We start from the raw sequence: 20,249 nt of genomic DNA, 5'->3' as shown, positions 1-20,249 counted from the left end.
GAACGCAATCCTTCAGCGAGGGGCGAGCCGGACGTGCAACAAGACGACGTCGACCATGATGTGGCGCTCGTAGTCGGTGAGCGTCTCACCTGCGATGAGCTTACGTGCGATCTCTTCATCCCAAGCGACATCCAACGCGAACTCCAGAAGCTCGCCTGTTAGTCGTTCGTTTCTCTTTAGTCTACGCTTCAAATGGCCACACTTGGCACTAATGGCATCCATTAAAAACTCCTCGCTGTTAGTCTTTTTCAACGGTAGCGCGAAGGTCACGGACGCTGCAAGCAATCTCATCTTGATGGCAAATGGGCTAGGTGACACCAACACTGTCTGCAAAATGCTACAACGCCATGGCAGGCTGCTTATCGCTAGGGAAATAAAGGGTATTCCAGCATAAGCAGAGCAAGGCATGATTCATGCGAACGTCTCTCATGAAGTTTGATTGTTTGCGACCATTGAGATGGTCGCCAAACATTCCCATCAGAATGACGTAAAAATACTAAAATCTTTTCCGCCTGAACAGACCTACAACAAAATGTAGGCATCAATCGTACGGCGATGGGGGTGTCTTGTGGCTTTCACATGGCAGCAATTTTTAATTTATATCTCTAAGAATATGATGGGAAAAATCTATCTCTACGCATTGATTGCGGCGTGTCCTTTGCTCATTGCCGCATGCGGGGGAAAAGCTGAGCCAGTACGTCGATTTAACGTGATCGATTTCGATGGCTATAAATTGCCGGGGCGTATTGAAGAGGCAAAGAAAATGGGTTTCAAGGATTGTAAATCAGGCTACGGTCACTTTGAATGTGCTCGAACAGACAAGACTACCTTGCTGGGCGTGAAGACTTTGAACGCGTCGTTGAGTCTTGAGTATAAGGACTATTTTCTGGATGACGGCACCTATAAAACCGAGTTACCTCAAGATCAAAGAGTGCCGGAAAAATTAAGCTATGAAAGCATCTCATTTCTTCTGCCAGAGACGCAGTACGAAGAGCGATGTGTAGCGAAAAAGAAACTGGATGTGTGGGATAAACCTATCGAATGTCGCAAGGATGACGAGGGAACTGAGTATCTGAAATATAAATTGCTAACTACCGGATGGTTGACGAGAGATTCGAAATTGCATCGTTATTATTTCAAAGAGGATCAACTAATCCAGATCCACATTGATCGAGATGGAAAAAATGTAGATATCAAGCAAATCTCCAGAAAAGAACGAGACTCTGCGATTCAGAGTATCAAACAAAAAATTAGTGATGCCCAAGCCAAACAGGCTGCTCAAGATGACGTACTTAAGAAGCTGAAAGATTAAACGCCGCCCGATGGCTCATCAGAGAAAATATTTATGCCAATAGCGTCGACAATGGCACCTTCGTAAGAAACCATACAAGAAGCTATCAGCGAAAGGGACGTAATGGAGTTTTCAGTACCGATCGAGCCGGATGACGAAGGTTATCTGGGACGGGAATGCCCCGAATGCGAGAAATACTTCAAGATCAAGGGCGGCACCGGCATACCGGACGTTCCTGGCTGTCACTGTCCCTACTGCAATCACGTTGACGGTCACGACACCTTCTGGACGAAGGCGCAGATCGAGTATGCGCAATCAGTGGCGCTTCACGAGGTCAGCCGCCATTTGCTGGGCGAAATGAAGAAAATGGAGCGTCGCCCCGACAGAAACGCCTTCATTTCCATCGGCATCACCGTCAAGGGTGAGCCCACTCCGATTGCGCGTTATTCCGAGCGTGAGCTGGAAGAGCGCGTGACGTGCGCTGCCTGCACGCTGCAATACACAATTTACGGTGCGTTTGGCTATTGTCCCGACTGCGGTGTTCACAATTCGCAGCAAATCGCCTGTGCGAATTTTGATCTGTCTTTGAAATTGCTGGATCTGGCCGCCGGCGCCGAGGCGAACGTGCAAGCCAAACTCGTTGAAAATGCGCTGGAAGACGTGGTATCGGCATTCGACGGCTTTGGACGAGAGCACTGTGCCGGGTTGGCCTACAAACTGTCATTTCAGAACATCGATGCCGCGCGCACCAAGCTCCAAAAGGAGGAAGGCTTCGATATTGGGGCTGGAGTAGCCCAGGACGAATGGGATTTTGTATGCGAGCAATTTCAAAAGCGTCACTTATTAGCACACAAGATGGGCATTGTTGACGAGGAGTTCGTCCGCAAGACGGATAGTAGACTTCCGGTCGGGCGCAAAGTACCGATCGAGGAAGCCGACGTGCGGAGCTTGGTCAAGATACTGAAGACGGTCGTTGATACGCTTTATGGGGGCGTGGCACGTCGGTAGAGGTTCACATAACTCGAATCTAAAAAACCTTTATAGCTTAGGCCATGCAAGTGCTATGACGAACAATATTTCTTTTAATGATGACCATTCTTTCCCCGTTGATGTCTTTCATGATGAATTGGGAAAGGTTGGAAATGCGACGTTGGCCTTTGGCCCACGAAAAGCAATTTCACTCAGATTTCGAGGGGGAACAATTGCGAAATTTGATACGGAAAAATCTTATGAAAGATTGGTAGCAACTTCACTTGAAGGCAGATCCTATACGCTGTTTAATTGTGAGCTGCATTTCGGCGACGTTTATGCAGAATACATTCTTGCTGGCGAAGCATTTAATGCTTTCGATTCCATCGAAATCGAAATGACCCACATCACTCAATGGTTTTTTCAATGGGAACGAATCATTGGTGACGTCGGGACTTCCGTTCAATGGAAGAACCGACCTTCAAGAATCTCTGCAAACGTAACATCTCCATTGGGAAATTTTTGCCTCGCAATTGATCCACATACTGATCTAACAGCAACAGCTGAGAGAAGCGAAATTCTCAATACAGCGGTTGTTTTGGTCGAAAACTCTCACTCTCATCTCGGAGTGATCGACATCCGTTCCCTCGTTACTAGTCTTTGCACGCTGTTCTCCATTCTATTGGCACTACCGGTGTCGGTACTCACTGTTCGCGCCAAAGATAAGAACGGGAAATGGCACTCTATTTATTTTCCTCACTATGAAAAAGTGGAAGAAGATGAACGAGATGCCAAAAATGGAATGCGATATCTGCTAAAGCGAAAAATCTTAGATGAGGATGCAAAATGGCAAGTCATCGCGCAAGCATTCTTTAATTCAGAATTGCGCGATCCCAATTGGATCAGACTGTCTTCAATGAAGCGATATCAGGATTTCTGGGAATACAAAGTTGCCGCCTATGTTTTCCTTCTCGACTCCTACGTAGATTTCAAGACAAAATCACTGCCCAAGAAAAACAGCAAGTCAGCTACGAATAGAATTAATCACTTCAGCAGGGAGCTATCAACCGTATCGAATTTGAATACAGAACAAAGTGCTGATATCGTTGAGCTAGCAACTAAGATCTTTGGTTCGATAGATCATTCCTTCGTCGATAAGTATCAACACGTGGTTTCAAATGTTGATCAAGACGTTCTGAAGATTATCAATTTGACGCACTCTGATTTTGTAACTTTGAAGAACTTTAGAGATGATGTTGCTCACGGGAAAACGATAACTTTTGGTAGCGCGTCAGCATCAGTTATTCCTAGACTCACCGAGAAGCTGTCGCTTCTCCTGACCTATTTTGCATTCCTAGATTTTGACTTGACCTCGGCCGATTTCATCGAGTGCATTTCTCACACATGGAATCGGATGGTCTTAAGTTCCGATATCAATGGCATGCATTTGTCGCGCGTAAATAAATCGGCGGAATTCATTACCGTATCTAAAGGCACTCTCAACACAATCAAACAGCAAACAAAAAAGCGGACTTTTTGCTGTTTTCATTTGAATCCTAACGGTGAGCCAACGTTCTCTGAATATCATACGGATCTTTACTATAAGCAGCTATTTGTTGAAAAGCCTTCCAATTCATCACAAGATCCGAATTCCATATTCCAGTTGGCAAATAGAAAAGTCCGTACGATTGGAACCTTATATTTTGAAAATGGCGAAGATCACCTTGAACTTCATCACGTATTTTTGTTTGAGCCAATTTAGACAGCCAAGGCCAACTTACCGCCTTTATTAGCCGTCCGTTCTGGAGCGACGGGATTGCGGCACTTTTGCTTCATATGCGGCGGCGATTGGCAAATTCGCTTCAGATAATCGGGCACTTTTACTTCAACGGACGGTGGCGCTCGTAGTCGGTGATAGGTCACACGAAAACGCACCTGCGACACAACTATAACAAAGCAATCCAGCCGTGGTAGCCAACGTAAAGACCAACCAGGACGATGAGGCCGCTAGAGAAGTAAGGGGCTTTACGAGCGAACTCACCGAAACCAGACCAGCGTTTTGAAGCATGGCGCACACTAATGGCAGCAATAACGCCTGAGAAAACCATCGTTAACGCCAGGCCGATGCTGAAACAAAGCACCAGGGTGGCGCCCAACGCCACCTTCTTGAGCTGCAAGCAGAGTAGCAGTACCGTAATGGCGGCGGGACACGGAATCAGGCCTCCGGTGATGCCGAATATCACAATCTGGCTATTTGTGACCTCGCGATTCTGGAAGCGTTGCTTGATGTCGTTGGCATGTGCCAACTCGTGTGGGTCCTGATAGTCCGGACTGCTGACATCCAGTCCGTTTGTCGCAGAGGCGTGTTCGTGGCCATGATGATGCTCATCCTCCTCATACACTAGGTCATAGTGATGGCCATGCTCACCATGAATAAGGGAAAGGCGAGCAGTGAAGGCATGCGGCTCAGGGATGTCGTCGATTGACTCCAGGAAGCCATCTCGCTGTACAAAAGCGAATTGCTGCGTCGAGCCATCACCACGCATCGTCTGTATGAGAACGTCACCGGCTTGCCAACTTTGTCCTTGGTTTCCTTCGTCATAAAATCGGAAGCGCGGTGGTACACCTGTCTCGAATATTTCCACACGGACAGTGCCATGCCCCGTATCCACCCATTTGGTTTCTTCATGACCCTGCGTGTGCAGCGCATGATCGTGGGATGTTTGCGCCAAAGATTGACGCCAAGTGCGCCAGGCCATCCACAGCGCAATACCGATAATCAAAACGCTCGACGCAAGCTGAAAATATGGCTCGGTGGTCTCCGCATCCCATTGGCTACCGAAGTACATACCTATGATTGCAACAAGCCAGACTACCGCTGTGTGTGAGATGGTCGCGGCAAGTCCAAGCATCACCGCCTGCCCGACAGTGCCGCGAATAGCCACGATGAAAGCGGCCATCATAGTCTTGGAATGCCCTGGTTCAAGCCCGTGTAAGGCGCCGAGCAAAATGGCGCTCGGAATGAAAAGCCAAGCGTTACCCGCTCCTTGTTGCAGGAGGGTAGAAAAATCAGTCATGCCAGTGTTCCTTACAAATACTTGGTGATTTCTTTGAATTCGCGGATGGCTTCAGCGGAATCCTTGGTGTTGTCGCCGATAGCGTGTTCGAGGCAATGTTCGATGTGATCGTGAACGAGCGCTTTCTTGGCATTGCCAACGGCGCTTTCGACCGCCTGCAGTTGCTGGGCGATTTCCAGGCAACTACGCTCTGTCTCAAGCATCGTGATGATGCCCTTTAGATGGCCTTCGGCGCGTTTGAGGCGTTTGATGATGTCAGGGTGAGATGTATGTGTACTCATGTTTAATATCCTATGCTGGGGTATAGGATACATGAATTTAAAAAAATGCTCATTCCTCCGAAAAAACCGTTGTCCGGCCACCACCATATGTATTTCGATATAAAATTTAAGCGCCATATAACCAAAAGTGTTATGAGCTATTTTTACCCTTATCTCGGCACGCCCCCTACAGCATCTGACATCAGGTTAGGGTATAGCTTAACCGGACACCTCGGCCTCTGTGCCTTTACTGCTTTTCGGTACAACCGTCAAGAACAGGCAGAGCGCTCCGATAGTTATCGCCACATCAGCGAGGTTGAAGGCGGGCCAGTGCGCAAGTCGCCAATGGAAGTCAAGGAAATCAACAACCTGTCCACGCAGCACACGATCCGCGACATTGCCCAGCGCACCGCCGAGGATCAGGCTGTATCCCATCGCTTCGAGACGGGGCAATTGCTGGCACAGCATGCGTCCCAGCCAAGCAGAAACGACCAGGCCCAGCGTGATGAAAAAGTAACGTTGCCAGCCGCCAGCGTTCGCCAGAAAGCTGAATGCCGCGCCGGGATTCAGGACATGGACGAAGTTGAAGAAGGGCGTGACTTCGACCTGTTCACCGTAGGCAAACGTGCGGGTGATGGCGAACTTTGCGAGCTGATCGGTCATGACAGCACTGGCGGCCACTGCGAACCAGACCCAAGTCGATGTGCGGCGAGCCGATTGCCACACAGGGACGGCCAGCGGCATCAGCCACCCGGCGAGCGCCGTGCAACTCAATCCAAGTACCCACCCCGCCAGCACATCGGCAGGAAAGTGCATTCCGGCTGCGATGCGTGACCAACCGACCAATGCGGCGTACAACACCAAGCCGATGCGGCCACGACGGCCTATCAAAGGCCAGAGCGCGCCGACCACCAGCGCGGCATAGGTGGCATGCCCGCTGGGCAGGCTGTAGTGTCGTTCGATGCCCCCGATAACGCGCACCATGTCGCCAAAAACGGCAGGCGGGCGTGGAAAGTCGATCCATAGCTTCAAGATGGTGGCGACGAGAAATGCCAACGCAAAGGCCACGCTAAAGACTCTGAGTCTGTACCGGATGGCATCGGCCCGCGTTGGGTCAGGTGCCGACTTTGACCATCCCCACATCGCCAAGAGCATCAGTGGTGCAGTCCAGTAGTTGCCTATCACAAGGTTGAAGAACGATGCCAGCGGTTCCAGCGCTGCAGGTGTGCTCATGTTGATGGCTTGGAACAACGCGATGTTCAGACCACCCCAGTCGTAGAGAAAGAATTTCCAGCTCATTTGCGCAACAGCCTCAAGCCATTGCCAACGACGAGCAAGCTGGCCCCCATATCAGCAAACACCGCCATCCACATGGTCGCTTGACCCGTGAAGGTCAGCACCAGAAATACTGCCTTGATGCCAAGGGCCAGCACAATGTTTTGCATCAGCACCTGCGCCGTCGCACGCGACAGGCGCACGAAGGTCGGAATCTTGCGCAGGTTGTCGTCCATCAGGGCCACGTCGGCGGTCTCGATTGCGGTATCTGTGCCAGCCGCTCCCATTGCAAAGCCGATGTCCGCACGCGCCAAGGCCGGGGCATCGTTGATGCCATCACCGACCATGCCAACCTTGCCGCTTCGGGCCAGTTGCTCCACTTCGCGCAATTTGTCATCTGGGAGTAGGTTGCCTTGCGCACGGTCGATTCCGGCTTGTGCGGCAATGGCCTGTGCCGTATGGGGGTTGTCGCCGGTCAGCATCATGGTGTTGATGCCCAGTGCGTGCAGCTCGGCGATGGCGGTCCTGCTGCTGTCCTTGATGGTGTCCGCTACGGCGAATAAGGCATGTACCGCCTTTGCGCCTACCAACATCACGACGGTCTTGCCAGCGGTTTCCAGCGCAGCGATGCGCTGCTCCAGCTCTGGTGTGCACTGCCCCAGCTCTTCGAGCATCCGGTGGTTGCCCAGATGGTAGGTCGCACCGTTGATTTGGCCTTGCACACCCCGACCGGGCAGCGCGTTGAATTCGGCCACGTCGAGCAAGGCAACCCCGTCCGTCTGCGCGGCCTGTGCCACCGCCTTGGATACAGGATGGTCCGAGCGGGCCGCCAGACTGGCAGCGATGCTGCGGCTGTCCGAGGCGAGTGCATTGCCCCATGTGACAAAGTCGGTCTGTGCGGGCTTGCCGTGCGTGATCGTGCCGGTCTTGTCCAGAGCCAGCCAGCGCAGCTTGCGGCCTTCTTCCAGATAGACGCCACCTTTGATGAGAATGCCGTGGCGGGCGGCGGCGGCCAGGCCGCTGACGATGCTGACCGGTGTAGAGATCACCAGTGCGCACGGGCAGGCGACCACCAGCAGAACCAATGCACGGTAGATCCAGTCGAGCCATGCCGCACCCATGAACAGCGGCGGCAACAACGCGACGGCGATGGCAACGCCGAATACAACGGGGGTGTACCAGCGGGCGAACTGATCGACAAAACGCTGAGTCGGCGCACGACTACCTTGCGCAGCCTCTACCGCGTGAATGATCCGGGCCAAAGTGGAGTTGTTGGCCAAGGCGGTGACGCGGTACTCGAACGAGCCGGATTCGTTGATCGTGCCAGCGAACACCGAATCACCGGGGGATTTTTCGACCGGGAGGCTTTCACCCGTGATCGGGGCTTGGTTGACGGCAGAGCGGCCTTCCAGCACCTCACCATCAAGGGCGATGCGCTCACCTGGTTTGACCCGGACGCGGGCGCCGATGGTGATTTGCTTGGCGCCCACCTCGCGCCATGTGCCGTCAGCCTGCTGTACCGTGGCCTGTTCCGGGGTCAGGTCGAGCAGGCCACGGATAGCGTTACGAGCGCGATCCAGCGATTTGGCTTCGATTACCTCGGCCAGCGCGAACAGTACCATCACCATTGCCGCTTCGGGCCAGTGGCCGATCAACATGGCACCCGTGACCGCAATCGACATGAGGGCGTTCATGTTGAGATTACGGTTCTTGAGCGCAATCCACCCCTTCTTGTAGGTGGAGAGGCCACCCGTGTAGACCGCGACAAGCGCCAGAACGACAACCGACCAGTGATTGCCGTTGTGGAGCCAGTAGACCGCCTCGGCCGCCGATGCAGTGACCAAGGAGATGCCCAGCGGCCACCAGTTGGTCGGCGTGGTCACAGGGGCGGCGGATGGAGATGCGACCTCTGCCGTGTCCACGACCTGCGCCTCGAATCCAAGCGCTTGCAGTGCCACGAGCACGTCTGGCAGAACCTGGTTCGCATGGCGTACCGACAGCGTGCGCTGCATCAGGTTGAAATCGAGATCAGCAACACCGGCCACGGTGCCGAGCTTGTTGCGGATCAACGTCTCTTCGGTCGGGCAATCCATCTTGGCAATGGACAGCTTGGTCGTCTGCTCGGCCGACGCCTGATCCATGCGCACAGCTTGCATGCCGATGGCCTTCAGCGCCTGCTCGACGGGAGACAACGAAGGCAATTCGTGTCGCACGGCCAAGGTACGTTGCATCAGGTTGAATTCAAGACCCGCCACCCCCGCCAGACCGGCCAGTTTGCTTCGGATCAGCGCCTCTTCGGTCGGGCAATCCATGTTCTCGATGCGGTACACCGCTTGAGCCGATCCGGTTGCCAGCGGGGCCGGTGCCGTGGGTTGGATGATCGGCTCAGTCGTGCAGCCACACCCCTTTGAAGCGCATTCGCTCATGAGTAACTCCTGAAAATCTTCTATTCAGCCTCCATTAAAATCTCTATAGTCACTATAGAGTCAAGTGATAATTGGAGATTGATGCATGGAAATCAGAATTGGCGACCTCGCCAAGCGCTCTGGGTGCGAGGTCGTGACCATCCGCTACTACGAGAAGGAAGGGCTACTGCCGAAGCCAGCGCGAAGCGGTGGCAACTTCCGGCTGTACGGTGAGGCGCACATTGAGCGCTTGCAATTCATCCGTCATTGCCGTTCGCTCGACATGACGTTAAGCGAGATTCGCGCATTGCTGGGTCTGCGAGACAACCCGATGCAGGACTGTGGGGAGGTCAACACGCTGCTGGAGGCCCATATTCAACAGGTGGAAATGCGTGTGTCCGCGCTGTTGCAGTTAAAACGGCACTTGGTTGATTTGCGCGAGAAGTGTTCTGGCTCTCGATCTGTAGAGGCGTGCGGCATTTTGCAAGGGTTGGGCAATTGCAATTGCCATGGTGAAAGTGCCACGAACAGTCAAACATCTGGGTAAGTAAGGGCTTAGCGTGCTTTATTTTCCGTTTTCTGAGGCGACCCCAAATAGAGCCTATGGGATTGATCCGCCCGGGCCGATGCCGGAGATCGTCGAGCCTAGGTTATAAGTGATTACAAAGGGGAGCAGCCGTTGGAAGAGTATGTCGTTGGCGGGGACATATGGGGCGAGTCAAAATATCAGTATTTCTTTTTAAAAAACAGTTACTTAACTTCATTCCTGCGAAAAAAACCGTAATCCCGGCCGCTCCTCGGTATGGGATTTTCCAATCTGGTCGCATTCTTCATCATTCTCACGGCAGCTGTCACGCTCAATCTACATGGTCTGGACAATATCCAGACCTCGGCGCAGGCGGCAACAGCGTTGCGACCGATCGCCGGCGAGTTTGCATTCTTCCTTTTCAGCGCCGGCATCATCGGCACCGGTCTGCTCGCCATTCCGGTATTGGCCGGGGCTTCAGCGTATGCCATGGCCGGAACCTTTGGATGGAAGAACAGCCTCGACAGCAAACTGAATGCGGCCAAGGCTTTTTACGCAGTCATCGTCATATCAACGGTGGTCGGCACCGGGCTGGGATTCAGCGCCATCGATCCCATCAAGGCCTTGTACTGGAGTGCGGTCGTCAATGGCGTGATCTCCGTACCGATCATGACAGTGATGATGCTGATGGCGTCGCGCGTCGATGTCATGGGCAGTTTCGTGATCAAGCGAAGGCTGCGAATGTTGGGCTGGTTGGCAGTCTTGATGATGACAATTGCTGTGATTGCCATGCTGGCGACATTCTGAGATGGTCGGATGGCGCATCTTATACTTCGCATAATTTACATTATGTAAAATGCAGCAGGCCTGAAGCAAACCTAGATACAACGCCCGTTCGTTTGCAGAATTATGTTCCCGTTTATCGCATAATTTTGTGCCCGCCTCGCTAGCACAGCAAATACCGTCTACCCCATAAAAAAGCCGCTTTCATAGCGGCTTTACGTCGTTTCCTCTGAGACTAAAATCTTTAACGGGTTAAATGGTTTGATCTGGTACACCTGGCATTTTCGAACGTGGCGAACGCTAGTTGAACCTCGGGCGTTATGCGTAGGCGCTACTCTGCATTTGAGAAATTAAGGAAAAAATTATTTCTCGCCCTGCCTGGGTCTTCATAAATTCGGCCGGCTTCCGATTCCCTAAAGCTGGATTCGCACTGACGAGCCATTCTTTTAGCCATGATGGTCATGGGCCGATGCCAAGGAAACTGTTGGCGATAAACTGTTACTCAGTACGAAGTTGTATTTCGATAGTTATTACGTGCGGCATCGCCCCGGCTTTCGTTAAGCTCTTCTTTTACTTCTGCTCGTGTCTTCTTTGAGGCGTTGGCTGGAGATGGATTGAACGTAGCCTCATAGTTCTTTCGCCCCAAGTTGCCACCTGCTTGTGTTATCTCGGCAATTACTTCTGATCGAGTCTTACCTGAAGCAGTCGCGCTATCTACAGGCTGCTCGGCGAGCGCAAAAACATTGACAACGCTACTAGCAGCGATTGCCACAGCGGCTAAAAAAAATTTCGTAGTATGCATTTCGATCCTCATCCGAGCATTCCAAGGTACATCGGCGGCACCGCCGTCAGGCCCGCATGCACGCTACGGGTAACTTCATCAGCCAGCAGTTCGGGCTGTCCGGCCTCCAATGCCGTGATAGCCAGGCGGGCAACCTCGTCGGGGGATGTTTTATCACCCGGTACTCCGCGAGCCATGTCTGTGTCCATGAAAGCCACATGCAGCGACAAAACTTCTGTACCTTGGGCTTTCAGCTCCTGCCGCATCGCGTTGCTCAAGGCCCAGGCTGCGGCCTTGGAGGCGCTGTAGCTGCTAGTAACTCCCGGCAGTGTGGCCCAGCTCAGGGCCGAGATCACGTTGATGACAGCACTGTTACTGCTAGCAGCCATAATCGGAGCAAATGCCTGCGTCATGCGCAGCGGGCCGACCGCATTTGTCTCGATTTGCTGTTGTAGCAAGTCGATGGACGCGAGAGCAAGTACAGGACTGGCCCCACCAATACCAGCGTTGTTAACCAACAAACTCACGTCGCCCAATTCTCGAGCGAGCGCCTCGATCTGGTCGGGGCAGGTCACATCCAAGCGTACGGGCACCACGCCAGGCTCGGCGACAGTAGATGGGGCACGTGCGGCAGCATAGACCTTGGCTGCGCCAGCCGCCAGCAGTGCGCGGGCGAATGCAGCACCTAGCCCTCTATTGGCACCCGTAACGAGTGCGACAGAACCTTGAATCTTCATGGCACTCTCTTTCAAAAAACGAAGTAGTCAGTGGCGCGATGCCAAATGAGGCATGGTGTAGTGCTCATAGTGGCCAACGCCATTTTTCACGATGGGATCTTCCGAGGTGAAGGCGGTGATGTCTTCGTTATCCGCAATTCGGTAAAGCGAAACACCGTATCCGCCGTTTTCGTCAATCACGGGGCCGTGGGCATCGATCACTCCTTTTGCCAGGAGATCATCCAAAAAAGCGCCGTGTTGCTTCATCCAGTTCAATTCATCGGCTGACATCGTTGTTAGAAAATCAGGCCGCGGTGGGATGAATTTGCATAAGTAGTACTTCATTTTTGACCTTTACACTTTTCCGAATACAGGCAACTCTCGTTGAAAACTTATGGAGTGAATCAATTAAATTCATTCTTCCGGAATCTGGTTGGTCACAAGGTGCTTGCCTGCTTCGGCCGCCAACGTCAGCACTGTATGAGCGGGGCGCATCATGATCGCGAAATCGGTGATCCTGCCTTCCTGATTAAATTCGACAAGGTCGACGCCGAATAGAATTTCATCGCCCACTCGGGTACTGAATTCGAGGACATATCCGGTACTATTGCCGAAGTGGCGCAGATATGTAAAATCTTGAAAAACACTGAAAACAGCACGCAGGATTGCCACCATCGTTGCCTTACCATGGTATGGCTCTAGCGCCGCAGGGTTGCGGAAAACGACATCTTCGGTGAGTAGCTCGGGAAGACTATCCCAATCCAGAGAGGCAACAATACGATGCCACTCTTTGAGTCCAGTCTGTGCCGCCTGATGAGGCTGTCCCGTCTGGATGTCAGCGTCGGAGAGCGAATTGAAGTCAGTCATATGTATCCAATCATGAAATGGTTTGTATCTGAAATCCGGAAAAATTCGGTACATCAATTTATATTGGCAGTCGCTAAGTATTTACTTCGCAGTCTTGACGCTTTTCAGTATTGAGCCCTCGAACATCTTTGGCGCGTAGCTCTGGAGGAAGAGAATCATCCCAGTCATCTTGCCTACCGGATTGCTGAACTTCGGTTCTTTTGCCAGGATGAGATTGGTGATAGTGCCTACGACCGCATCTGGTGCTTCGGCATCGTCTATGCCCTTTTTTGTAGCCGCTCGTACCTGTTTTCGGTAAGCATCGTAGTCCGCGATATTGCCCCCTGTCGACGAGACGGAGTTCTGACCGAGGTTAGTTTTGAACCACACCGGCTCAACAACACTGACCTTGATGTTGAACTGATCCAGTTCGAAACGCAGGGCTTTGAAGTAGCCCTCGACCGCGTGTTTTGAGGCAGAGTAATACGACAGGTTCGGAGGACCGATCAAACCAACGATGGAGCTGACTGTGATGATCTGACCGCTCTTCTGCTTACGGAAGTACGGCAGCAAGGCATTCGTGACCTTGACCGTGCCCCAAAAATTGGTTTCGAACTGCTCTCGGCCAACCTCGATCGGTGTTTCTTCAGCGATGCCTGTCACCATGTAACCCGCGTTATTGACGAGCACGTCCAAGTGCTTCGTATGCGCGAATAACTCTTGGGTGAACGATTGGATCGAACTGTCATCATCGATATCGAGACGCATCAGTTTGAACGGTACCTTGCGTTCGTACTTCTCAGGCTGACGGCTAGTGCCTATCACATTGAACCCATCTTTATGGAGCTTGTTGGCAAGCATCAAGCCAAAGCCAGACGACGCGCCTGTAATTAAAATTGTTTTCTTCATTTTGTTATTCCTTGGTATTTGGTAAGTTTGATGCTTTGCATGTTGATGATCTTTCAACTGCGGCAAGGGATTTTTGGCAAAACGTAAAGCTCTTTGAGAACCGTAACTCATGTCGTAACTTTGCCTGCAAATCACGTCTGCGACACTAGCGGAGTGCGCCAAATTAATAGCAAAACGCGCCAATTTTCGTGGTGAGACTTGGCGCCCTTTGCTATTGCGGTGGCATGATTTGCAACATAGACTCCACGCATGAATACTGAAAACACACGCTCTACGAGTGGTAGAAATGCTCAAGCACTTGACTATGCGATCTGGCCTGGATGGCGCCTGTTGATGCAGGACGCAGGGCTAGCATCCTCTCCCGTTCTGCGGCGTGCGCAGCTTCCAGGTGATCTCTTTTCGCGTCAGAACGTTCGCCTGGATCCGGTCAGTTTCTTCAAGCTCTGGGTTGCAATCGAGGCTGAGGCAACGTCTATCAACGCCGATTTGCCTGCGGCACTGCAGATCGCAAAGGTTATGTCGTCAGACTGGTTCGATCCTGAGCTCTTCGCTGCGCTATGTAGTTCAAATATGGAGAGCGCACTCGATAGGATTGCGAAATACGTCAGGCTTATTGCGCCCATGAGTATCAAGATTGACCGCGCGGTTTTGCAGACCACAGTCTCCATAGATTTCCTGGACCACACCCAGGCACCGCCTGATGTGTTTCTTGCGTTCAAGCTAGTATTTTTTGTGCAACTTGCACGCTTGGCAACCCGGAGCCATGTGCAGCCGTTAGGCGTGGGTTGGCCATTGGCGACAGACGCTACGAGTGAAGATGCGCTCGCCTACGAGGCATATTTCGGAGTGCCTGTTACGGGTACGCCCTTAGCGACCTTGGTATTCTCTAACGAGGATATCGAGCGGCCGTTTCTGACAGAAAACCATAAGATGTGGTTGTTCTTTGAGCCTTCATTGCGCCAGAGATTAGCTGATCTGGATAGAACGGCCAGCATGACAGAAAGGGTGCGTAGTACGCTGCTGGAGGCCCTGCCGGCAGGTGAAGTGTCGATGCTGACGATCAGTCGAAAACTGGCAGTTAGCGCCCGTACGCTACAGCGGAGGCTTCAAGATGAAGGAACCTCATTCCAGCAAATATTGGACATTCTGCGCGAATCTCTTGCGCATCATTATCTACGCAACACAGAAATGTCTAGCGCAGAGATTTCTTTTCTATTGGGTTTTGAGGATTCCAACTCCTTTGCGCGGGCGTTCCAATCTTGGACTGGAAAGACACCGCAAACAGTACGATCGGAAATTAGTTCTTGCGATAACGGCCTCAAAGACGTCAGGTCTCAGTAGACAACTTGACGCTTAATTTGCAAGCATCACCTGAATAGATTTTGGCAGCAACTCTCCTAGCGGCTCTTTACTTTAAAATTTACGCCAACTGGATGCAGTTAATTGGAAGTAAGAACGATTTGTTGATTTGCGAGTGGATTTGACCCACATTTGCAATGAATGATGACCTTACCTAGTAATTCATGATCTCCATGAGACTTGGTTCTTCAAGCGAAATAGAGGGGCAACGAATAGTGCAAAACAGGGGCAATCAAAGCTGCAAATCAACATCTTGATGAATTCATACGACTAAGTATGTCTCCGGAAATAACTATTTTTCTCTAGAAATATGCTTGAAGTGAGTCCCACGATCACTTAACATTCAGCATGTTTAGCGCATCCGCGCAGTACCGGCAACGAGGTGTCATGCCTGAGAGCCAGCTTGCCTGAACATTGATTTCAGACACCATGAATACGCCATTGCAATGGCGCAGCATTCATGATGTACAGGCCGGGACGCAAAGAACCAGTCTGCGAAAGGGGGGCTTTCTTCAGAAAATTGAAGAAAGAGAATTACAAAATAAAACTGCACTGCAGTGAGAAAATGTTTCGCATGCCTATCCATAATAGCAAGTCCGCACTCAAGTCCCGCTCGTTCCGTCGTATCGCATTCAGTTGTCTGGTGCTAACTGCCGTTAGCGGCTGCGCTTCCATCGAACCGCAAGCCCTGAGCAACGCCGAAATCTCTGCCACGCTGCAAGCCGACAAGGAGGCACTGGGCAAAGACATCGAACCGCTCAGCGGACCTCTGACATTGGATGAGGCAATTGCCCGCGCCATCAAGTACAACGCCGAACGCCGCCTGAAAATGATGGAAGAAGCGCTGGCCACCGGCACGCTGGAAGCCGGCAACTTCGACATGCTGCCCAAACTGGTAGCGTCGGCCGGATACCGTGACCGCAACAACGACTACATTACCCGCAGCCAGGATTCGGTGACCGGGCAGCAATCGCTGGCCAATCCGTTTATCTCCTCTGGCCGCAGCGCGACCACCACCGATCTGACCTTTTCCTGGAGCTTGCTGGACTTCGGCCAAAGCTATTACGCTGCCAAGCAAAACGCTGACCGCGTGCTGATCGCCCAAGAACGTCGTCGCAAGGCACTGCATACCTTGATTCAGGACGTGCGCACGGCCTACTGGCGCGTGGTGGCTGCACAATCGCTCAAAGGCAAGGTACAGAACGCCATCGTAGATGCGGAGAAGGCGTTGAAGGATGCCGAACGGGCCGAAAGCGAGCGGTTGCGCAATCCGCTTGATGCCCTGCGCTTCCAGCGTCAATTGCTGGAAAACCTGCGCCTGCTGGAAACCGTCGAGCAAGAACTCTCTGCGGCACGCATCGAGCTGGCTTCGCTGACGCGCTTGCCGCTGGGCAGCGACTACACTGTCGCTGCACCCGCCATGGAAATGCAAAAAACCTGGCTCGAACTGCCGGTCGCCCAGCTTGAAGAGCAAGCTCTGCAGCGCAATGCCGATCTGCGCGAAAGCATGTACAACGCCCGCATTGCCCAGCAGGAAACCCGCCGTACCATGCTGCGCCTGTTTCCCGGCCTGTCGTTCAATTACGGTTACAAGAGCAGCGACGATAGCTATCTGATCAACCAGCACTGGAGGGAAGCCGGTGTTCAGGTTTCGTTCAACCTGTTCAACCTGCTCGCACTGCCAAGCCAGAAACGTCTGGCCGACGCCGGTGTCAGTCTCGCCGAGCAAAAACGCATGGTCACTCAGATGGCCGTGCTGACGCAATTGCACATCGCCCGCCTGCAATACGCCAATGCAGTGCATCAGTATGACCGTGCCGATGCCATCGCCAATGTCGAAACCCGTATTGCCGACCACGTCACCAACCAGGCCCTGGCCGAAAAACAGACCCAGCTTGACCGCGTGTCACAGCAGACCTCTCTGATTCTGGCGCAACTGCGTCGCTATCAGGCCATGGCTGCTGTTTACACAGCCTCATCGCGGTTGCAGGCCTCACTGGGCATGGAACCGATCATCGGTGATACCGCCAGCGAATCGATTCAGGATCTGGCAAAGGCAGTACACAAGTCACTTCAGGATTGGGATAGCGGACAACTGCCGACCACCAGCAAGTAGGCTGGCAAGCATGCAAACTCTCTCGCCTCGCCGCCCATGGCATTGTCTGCCGACCTCGGCAGTCACACTCATTGTTGCCGCTGGCATGGTGATCGCTGTCGCTGACGCGGTCAGTGCTGCCGAGCCGCTCAAGGCACCGCAGGCGGCCCCGGCCAGGGTCGCCGCAAGCGCTGCACCGGCCCTTTCACCAACGGCGTCGCCAGGCATGCTCGATAAACGAGAAATTCGTGCGCAACTGGCACCAGTCCGCTACACCACAATCGCGGCAGAAATCGGCGCCGTCATCGCGCGCCTGCCGGTCACCGAAGGCGGTCGGTTTCAACGCGGGCAGGCTTTGGTGCAGTTCGATTGCGCGGTCCAGAATGCGCAGCTCAACAAAGCCAGGGCCAGCCTGACGGGTGCCGACAAGGCCTGGCAAGCCAACAAGCGCCTGGCGGAGCTCAATTCGGTCGGCCGCGTAGAACTGGACAACGCCGAAGCGGAAGTCGCCAAAGCTCGCGCCGACCTCGCCGCGCAAGCGGCAATCGTCGGTAAGTGTGTCATCGCCGCCCCCTTCAGCGGACGCGTCGCAGACCAAAAGGTGCGCGAACAGCAATTCGCACAACCCGGCCAGACCCTGCTCGAAATCATCGATGACAGTGCGCTGGAACTGGAATTCATCGTCCCGTCAAAATGGCTGGCCTGGATCAGGCCAGGTAATACCTTCCAGATCCGCATCGATGAAACCAGCAAGACCTATCCGGCCAAGGTCCAGCGTCTGGGGGCCAGGGTTGACCCGGTGAGCCAGTCGGTCAAGGTGGTCGGTGTGGTTGATGGAAAATTCAATGAATTGATGGCAGGCATGAGCGGTGCCGTCATGTTCCGCCCGGAAGAGCAACGCCCATAGTGCGAAATCTTAGGATCGAAAAACACATCGAAGGAGAAGGCACATGCAGATCAAGTCCAATAAAACAGCTAAAAATATTGCAAAACTGAGTGTATTGACCGCAGCACTCATGGCAGGTACCAGCAGTTATGCCTGCCCGGCCGATCCTTTCATCTCGGCGGTCTGCATCATGGCCGTGGCAGGCAGTCAGTATTCAGCTGGTTTCGACAGCTACGTGCTGGCCAACGGCCAGGCACTCAACACCAATTCCTATCAAGCCATGTACGCGCTGATCGGCACTACCTATGGCGGCAACACCAATGCATTCAATCTGCCAAACCTGCAAGGGCGCGTCGTGATCGGCGCCGGTTATCACGCCGCTACAGGCCTCAACTACGCAGTTGGCGCCACGCAGGACAATAACCCGTCGATCCAGTTGACGGCCTCGCAATTGCCCTCCCATGCCCATGCGCTCAGCAGTGCCAACGCGCCAATTCAGGTCGGCGGCGGCGGCGTATCGCTCAGCTTCCAAAATGTCAGCTTCGTCACCAACCTGTCGGCCGTCACCGCGACGACAACACTGGCGAACGTGCAGGCCACGGTTGATGGCAGCGCGCTGAAACTCTACGCATCCCACGGCGGCACCACAACCAATGAACCAGCCAACGGATCGCTAACTCTGACCTCCGGTGCCGCTGCCAAGATCTATTCCAATGCGGCCCCTTCGGTATCCATGATCGCCGGCACTAACGGCAGCATCCGTGGCACCGCCCCGGTCGGCTTCGTCGGCAACCCGACCACCACACTGGGTGGCACAGCTTCCACGACCATGGTGGGTACACCGTCGGCCAACCTCTCGCCGTTCGCTGCCAGCATTTCGGGATCAACGGCCCTGGCCGGCACCAATACACCTGTCAATATCATGCCGTCGTATATCGCCTTGCGCTATTTCATTGCCATTTCCGGCTTGTATCCTGTCTCCAATTAACCGCTGCGGCTGCGCTGCCGCCCAGCGCAGCCGTAGGATCTTGATTGCCGTTACCGCTTATGAAGTTCGCCTGTCCACATTGCCTTCAGGTCTTGCTGATTGCCACGCTGCTGGCAGGCAGCGGCCTGGCGCATGCCGAACGGGACAAGGCGCTCGACAAGGCCTTGAATACGGCGCAGGCGGCACTGAGCGCCAAGGACTACAAGAAGGCTTATTCCTTATACCTGCGCCAGAGCGAACGCAGTGGTCTGGCGCAGTTTGTGGTTGGCATGTTTTATCAGGAAGGCTGGGGTCGCCCGCGCGATCCGGCAGTAGCTTGCAGCTGGTTCGACAAAGCCGCACGACGCAAAGTGCCGACCGCCGAAAACAACTGGGCTGACTGCCTGGCACAGGGCATCGGCAGAGCGCCGGACATTCCCGCCGCCCTGAAATGGTATGCACTGGCGGCCCAGCACGGACATTTGATTTCGTCCTGCAATGCCGCCGACTACTACATCCAGGGCAAAGGTGTTGCACAGGATATACAGCGTGGCATCGACCTGTGCACGCAGGTCGCTCTGGCCTCCTCGCCTCCGGCCATGCTGCGGCTGGCAAACTATTACCAGCAAGGCAACTTCGTGCCGCAGGACCTGCCGCACGCGCGCGCCCTGTACCAGGAAGCCGCAGCACTGGGCAACCCCGAAGGGCAATACCGGCTTGGCCTGATGCTGGCGCAGGGCGAAGGCGGCCCGGCCGACCTCCAGGCTGGCGCGTTCTGGCTTGAAACGGCTGCCGGTGCGGGTTACATCCCGGCCTATCTGCCTACCGCCCTGCTCTACGCAAAACTCCCTGTCGATCCTGATACTGGCGTGTTGTCACCCGAACATCTGGCCAAGGCTTACTTATGGAACAGCGCTGCCAGAGCCACGGTGACCGATGCAGCAGGACGTGCAGCCATAGAACGCCTGGACCAGATGATCAGCGCCGTCATGCCGCCGACCTGGCAACCGCAACTGGATCAGCAGGTTGCAGCACATTTATCCAGCCATGCGCACTGACTTGCGCGAAAACATGGCTAAAATACTTCAACCCGCTGCTGACTCC

Annotated in this window: 19 protein-coding genes and 2 pseudogenes; 10 read left to right on the top strand and 11 right to left on the bottom strand. The window is 53.6% G+C overall.

Annotated elements, in window-relative coordinates:
• Positions 1–12: 12 nt before the first annotated feature.
• Positions 13–222, bottom strand: a complete 210-nt coding sequence (locus hmeg3_RS11865; RefSeq protein ID WP_155835347.1) for a hypothetical protein — start codon at positions 220–222, stop codon at positions 13–15.
• Positions 223–568: 346 nt separating this feature from the next.
• Between hmeg3_RS11865 and hmeg3_RS11860 the strand changes: the two genes are divergently transcribed.
• From hmeg3_RS11860 to hmeg3_RS11850, 3 genes are all read left to right on the top strand, one after another.
• The gene (locus hmeg3_RS11860; protein ID WP_155835295.1) at positions 569–1,312 is read left to right on the top strand and encodes a hypothetical protein; all 744 of its coding nucleotides are present in this window, start codon (positions 569–571) and stop codon (positions 1,310–1,312) included.
• Positions 1,313–1,414: 102 nt separating this feature from the next.
• The gene (locus tag hmeg3_RS11855) at positions 1,415–2,299 is read left to right on the top strand and encodes a hypothetical protein (protein ID WP_050470330.1); all 885 of its coding nucleotides are present in this window, start codon (positions 1,415–1,417) and stop codon (positions 2,297–2,299) included.
• Positions 2,300–2,354: 55 nt separating this feature from the next.
• Positions 2,355–4,022, top strand: a complete 1,668-nt coding sequence (locus hmeg3_RS11850; RefSeq protein WP_094563892.1) for a hypothetical protein — start codon at positions 2,355–2,357, stop codon at positions 4,020–4,022.
• Positions 4,023–4,206: 184 nt separating this feature from the next.
• Here the strand turns inward: hmeg3_RS11850 and hmeg3_RS11845 are convergent, their stop codons facing one another.
• The 4 genes from hmeg3_RS11845 to hmeg3_RS11830 form a co-directional block, all read right to left on the bottom strand.
• Positions 4,207–5,337 (bottom strand): nickel/cobalt efflux protein RcnA, encoded by a 1,131-nt coding sequence (locus hmeg3_RS11845; protein ID WP_034302003.1) that lies wholly within the window; start codon positions 5,335–5,337, stop codon positions 4,207–4,209.
• A gap of 11 nt (positions 5,338–5,348) precedes the next feature.
• Positions 5,349–5,618, bottom strand: coding sequence for a metal-sensing transcriptional repressor (locus hmeg3_RS11840; protein WP_034302001.1), 270 nt, complete (start codon positions 5,616–5,618; stop codon positions 5,349–5,351).
• Positions 5,619–5,816: 198 nt separating this feature from the next.
• The gene (gene lspA / locus hmeg3_RS11835; RefSeq protein WP_075149163.1) at positions 5,817–6,896 is read right to left on the bottom strand and encodes a signal peptidase II; all 1,080 of its coding nucleotides are present in this window, start codon (positions 6,894–6,896) and stop codon (positions 5,817–5,819) included.
• Positions 6,893–9,298 (bottom strand): heavy metal translocating P-type ATPase, encoded by a 2,406-nt coding sequence (locus hmeg3_RS11830; protein WP_094563891.1) that lies wholly within the window; start codon positions 9,296–9,298, stop codon positions 6,893–6,895. The genes lspA and hmeg3_RS11830 overlap by 4 nt, the downstream gene beginning before the upstream one ends.
• Before the next feature lie 85 nt (positions 9,299–9,383).
• Here hmeg3_RS11830 and cadR point away from each other — a divergent pair, with 85 nt between their 5' ends.
• Entirely contained in the window at positions 9,384–9,824 is a 441-nt protein-coding gene (gene cadR, locus hmeg3_RS11825; RefSeq protein WP_003804130.1) for a Cd(II)/Pb(II)-responsive transcriptional regulator, read from the top strand.
• A gap of 249 nt (positions 9,825–10,073) precedes the next feature.
• Positions 10,074–10,610: pseudogene (locus tag hmeg3_RS11820) on the top strand (divalent metal cation transporter); the annotation flags it as partial.
• A 294-nt stretch (positions 10,611–10,904) separates the two neighbouring features.
• Here hmeg3_RS11820 and hmeg3_RS25245 read toward each other — a convergent pair.
• The 6 genes and pseudogenes from hmeg3_RS25245 to hmeg3_RS11790 all read right to left on the bottom strand — a co-directional run.
• Positions 10,905–10,985: pseudogene (locus tag hmeg3_RS25245) on the bottom strand (hypothetical protein); the annotation flags it as partial.
• 103 nt (positions 10,986–11,088) lie between these two features.
• Positions 11,089–11,388, bottom strand: coding sequence for a hypothetical protein (locus hmeg3_RS11810; protein ID WP_094566290.1), 300 nt, complete (start codon positions 11,386–11,388; stop codon positions 11,089–11,091).
• An 8-nt stretch (positions 11,389–11,396) separates the two neighbouring features.
• Positions 11,397–12,104 carry an SDR family oxidoreductase gene (locus hmeg3_RS11805; protein WP_094563889.1) on the bottom strand — a complete coding sequence of 236 codons (708 nt, stop codon included), beginning with the start codon at positions 12,102–12,104 and terminating at the stop codon, positions 11,397–11,399.
• A gap of 27 nt (positions 12,105–12,131) precedes the next feature.
• Positions 12,132–12,428: a YciI family protein gene (locus hmeg3_RS11800; protein WP_094563888.1), complete on the bottom strand. Its 297-nt coding sequence runs from the start codon at positions 12,426–12,428 to the stop codon at positions 12,132–12,134.
• Between the two features lie 69 nt (positions 12,429–12,497).
• On the bottom strand, positions 12,498–12,950 hold the full coding sequence (locus tag hmeg3_RS11795) for a nuclear transport factor 2 family protein (RefSeq protein ID WP_094563887.1): 453 nt from the start codon (positions 12,948–12,950) through the stop codon (positions 12,498–12,500).
• An 81-nt stretch (positions 12,951–13,031) separates the two neighbouring features.
• Positions 13,032–13,949, bottom strand: a complete 918-nt coding sequence (locus tag hmeg3_RS11790; protein WP_232511974.1) for an SDR family NAD(P)-dependent oxidoreductase — start codon at positions 13,947–13,949, stop codon at positions 13,032–13,034.
• A gap of 138 nt (positions 13,950–14,087) precedes the next feature.
• Here hmeg3_RS11790 and hmeg3_RS11785 point away from each other — a divergent pair, with 138 nt between their 5' ends.
• The 5 genes from hmeg3_RS11785 (at position 14,088) to hmeg3_RS11765 (ending at position 20,203) form a co-directional block, all read left to right on the top strand.
• Positions 14,088–15,179, top strand: a complete 1,092-nt coding sequence (locus hmeg3_RS11785) for an AraC family transcriptional regulator (RefSeq protein WP_094563885.1) — start codon at positions 14,088–14,090, stop codon at positions 15,177–15,179.
• A 592-nt stretch (positions 15,180–15,771) separates the two neighbouring features.
• Positions 15,772–17,313 (top strand): TolC family protein, encoded by a 1,542-nt coding sequence (locus tag hmeg3_RS11780; RefSeq protein WP_232511973.1) that lies wholly within the window; start codon positions 15,772–15,774, stop codon positions 17,311–17,313.
• A 10-nt stretch (positions 17,314–17,323) separates the two neighbouring features.
• The gene (locus hmeg3_RS11775) at positions 17,324–18,199 is read left to right on the top strand and encodes an efflux RND transporter periplasmic adaptor subunit (protein ID WP_232511972.1); all 876 of its coding nucleotides are present in this window, start codon (positions 17,324–17,326) and stop codon (positions 18,197–18,199) included.
• Positions 18,200–18,242: 43 nt separating this feature from the next.
• Positions 18,243–19,166, top strand: a complete 924-nt coding sequence (locus tag hmeg3_RS11770) for a phage tail protein (RefSeq protein ID WP_094563883.1) — start codon at positions 18,243–18,245, stop codon at positions 19,164–19,166.
• Positions 19,167–19,210: 44 nt separating this feature from the next.
• Positions 19,211–20,203: a tetratricopeptide repeat protein gene (locus hmeg3_RS11765; protein WP_232511971.1), complete on the top strand. Its 993-nt coding sequence runs from the start codon at positions 19,211–19,213 to the stop codon at positions 20,201–20,203.
• Positions 20,204–20,249: the final 46 nt, after the last annotated feature.

Origin of the sequence: Herbaspirillum sp. meg3 (assembly GCF_002257565.1) — a bacterium.
In the GTDB taxonomy this organism is placed as follows: Bacteria; Pseudomonadota; Gammaproteobacteria; order Burkholderiales; family Burkholderiaceae_D; genus Herbaspirillum.
Note: the sequence above shows the minus strand (reverse complement) of the source record. Positions and strands in the feature narration are given on the sequence as shown.

What these genes read in the sequence shown, in the direction of transcription:
- hmeg3_RS11805 (WP_094563889.1), bottom strand. Translation starts at nt 12,104, where the DNA reads ATGAAGATTCAAGGTTCTGTCGCACTCGTTACGGGTGCCAATAGAGGG.
- hmeg3_RS11830 (WP_094563891.1), bottom strand. Translation starts at nt 9,298, where the DNA reads ATGAGCGAATGCGCTTCAAAGGGGTGTGGCTGCACGACTGAGCCGATC.
- hmeg3_RS11845 (WP_034302003.1), bottom strand. Translation starts at nt 5,337, where the DNA reads ATGACTGATTTTTCTACCCTCCTGCAACAAGGAGCGGGTAACGCTTGG.
- lspA (WP_075149163.1), bottom strand. Translation starts at nt 6,896, where the DNA reads ATGAGCTGGAAATTCTTTCTCTACGACTGGGGTGGTCTGAACATCGCG.
- hmeg3_RS11780 (WP_232511973.1), top strand. Translation starts at nt 15,772, where the DNA reads ATGCCTATCCATAATAGCAAGTCCGCACTCAAGTCCCGCTCGTTCCGT.
- hmeg3_RS11855 (WP_050470330.1), top strand. Translation starts at nt 1,415, where the DNA reads ATGGAGTTTTCAGTACCGATCGAGCCGGATGACGAAGGTTATCTGGGA.
- hmeg3_RS11795 (WP_094563887.1), bottom strand. Translation starts at nt 12,950, where the DNA reads ATGACTGACTTCAATTCGCTCTCCGACGCTGACATCCAGACGGGACAG.
- hmeg3_RS11775 (WP_232511972.1), top strand. Translation starts at nt 17,324, where the DNA reads ATGCAAACTCTCTCGCCTCGCCGCCCATGGCATTGTCTGCCGACCTCG.
- hmeg3_RS11785 (WP_094563885.1), top strand. Translation starts at nt 14,088, where the DNA reads ATGAATACTGAAAACACACGCTCTACGAGTGGTAGAAATGCTCAAGCA.
- cadR (WP_003804130.1), top strand. Translation starts at nt 9,384, where the DNA reads ATGGAAATCAGAATTGGCGACCTCGCCAAGCGCTCTGGGTGCGAGGTC.
- hmeg3_RS11790 (WP_232511974.1), bottom strand. Translation starts at nt 13,949, where the DNA reads ATGAGTTACGGTTCTCAAAGAGCTTTACGTTTTGCCAAAAATCCCTTG.
- hmeg3_RS11850 (WP_094563892.1), top strand. Translation starts at nt 2,355, where the DNA reads ATGACGAACAATATTTCTTTTAATGATGACCATTCTTTCCCCGTTGAT.
- hmeg3_RS11800 (WP_094563888.1), bottom strand. Translation starts at nt 12,428, where the DNA reads ATGAAGTACTACTTATGCAAATTCATCCCACCGCGGCCTGATTTTCTA.
- hmeg3_RS11865 (WP_155835347.1), bottom strand. Translation starts at nt 222, where the DNA reads ATGGATGCCATTAGTGCCAAGTGTGGCCATTTGAAGCGTAGACTAAAG.
- hmeg3_RS11840 (WP_034302001.1), bottom strand. Translation starts at nt 5,618, where the DNA reads ATGAGTACACATACATCTCACCCTGACATCATCAAACGCCTCAAACGC.
- hmeg3_RS11770 (WP_094563883.1), top strand. Translation starts at nt 18,243, where the DNA reads ATGCAGATCAAGTCCAATAAAACAGCTAAAAATATTGCAAAACTGAGT.
- hmeg3_RS11810 (WP_094566290.1), bottom strand. Translation starts at nt 11,388, where the DNA reads ATGCATACTACGAAATTTTTTTTAGCCGCTGTGGCAATCGCTGCTAGT.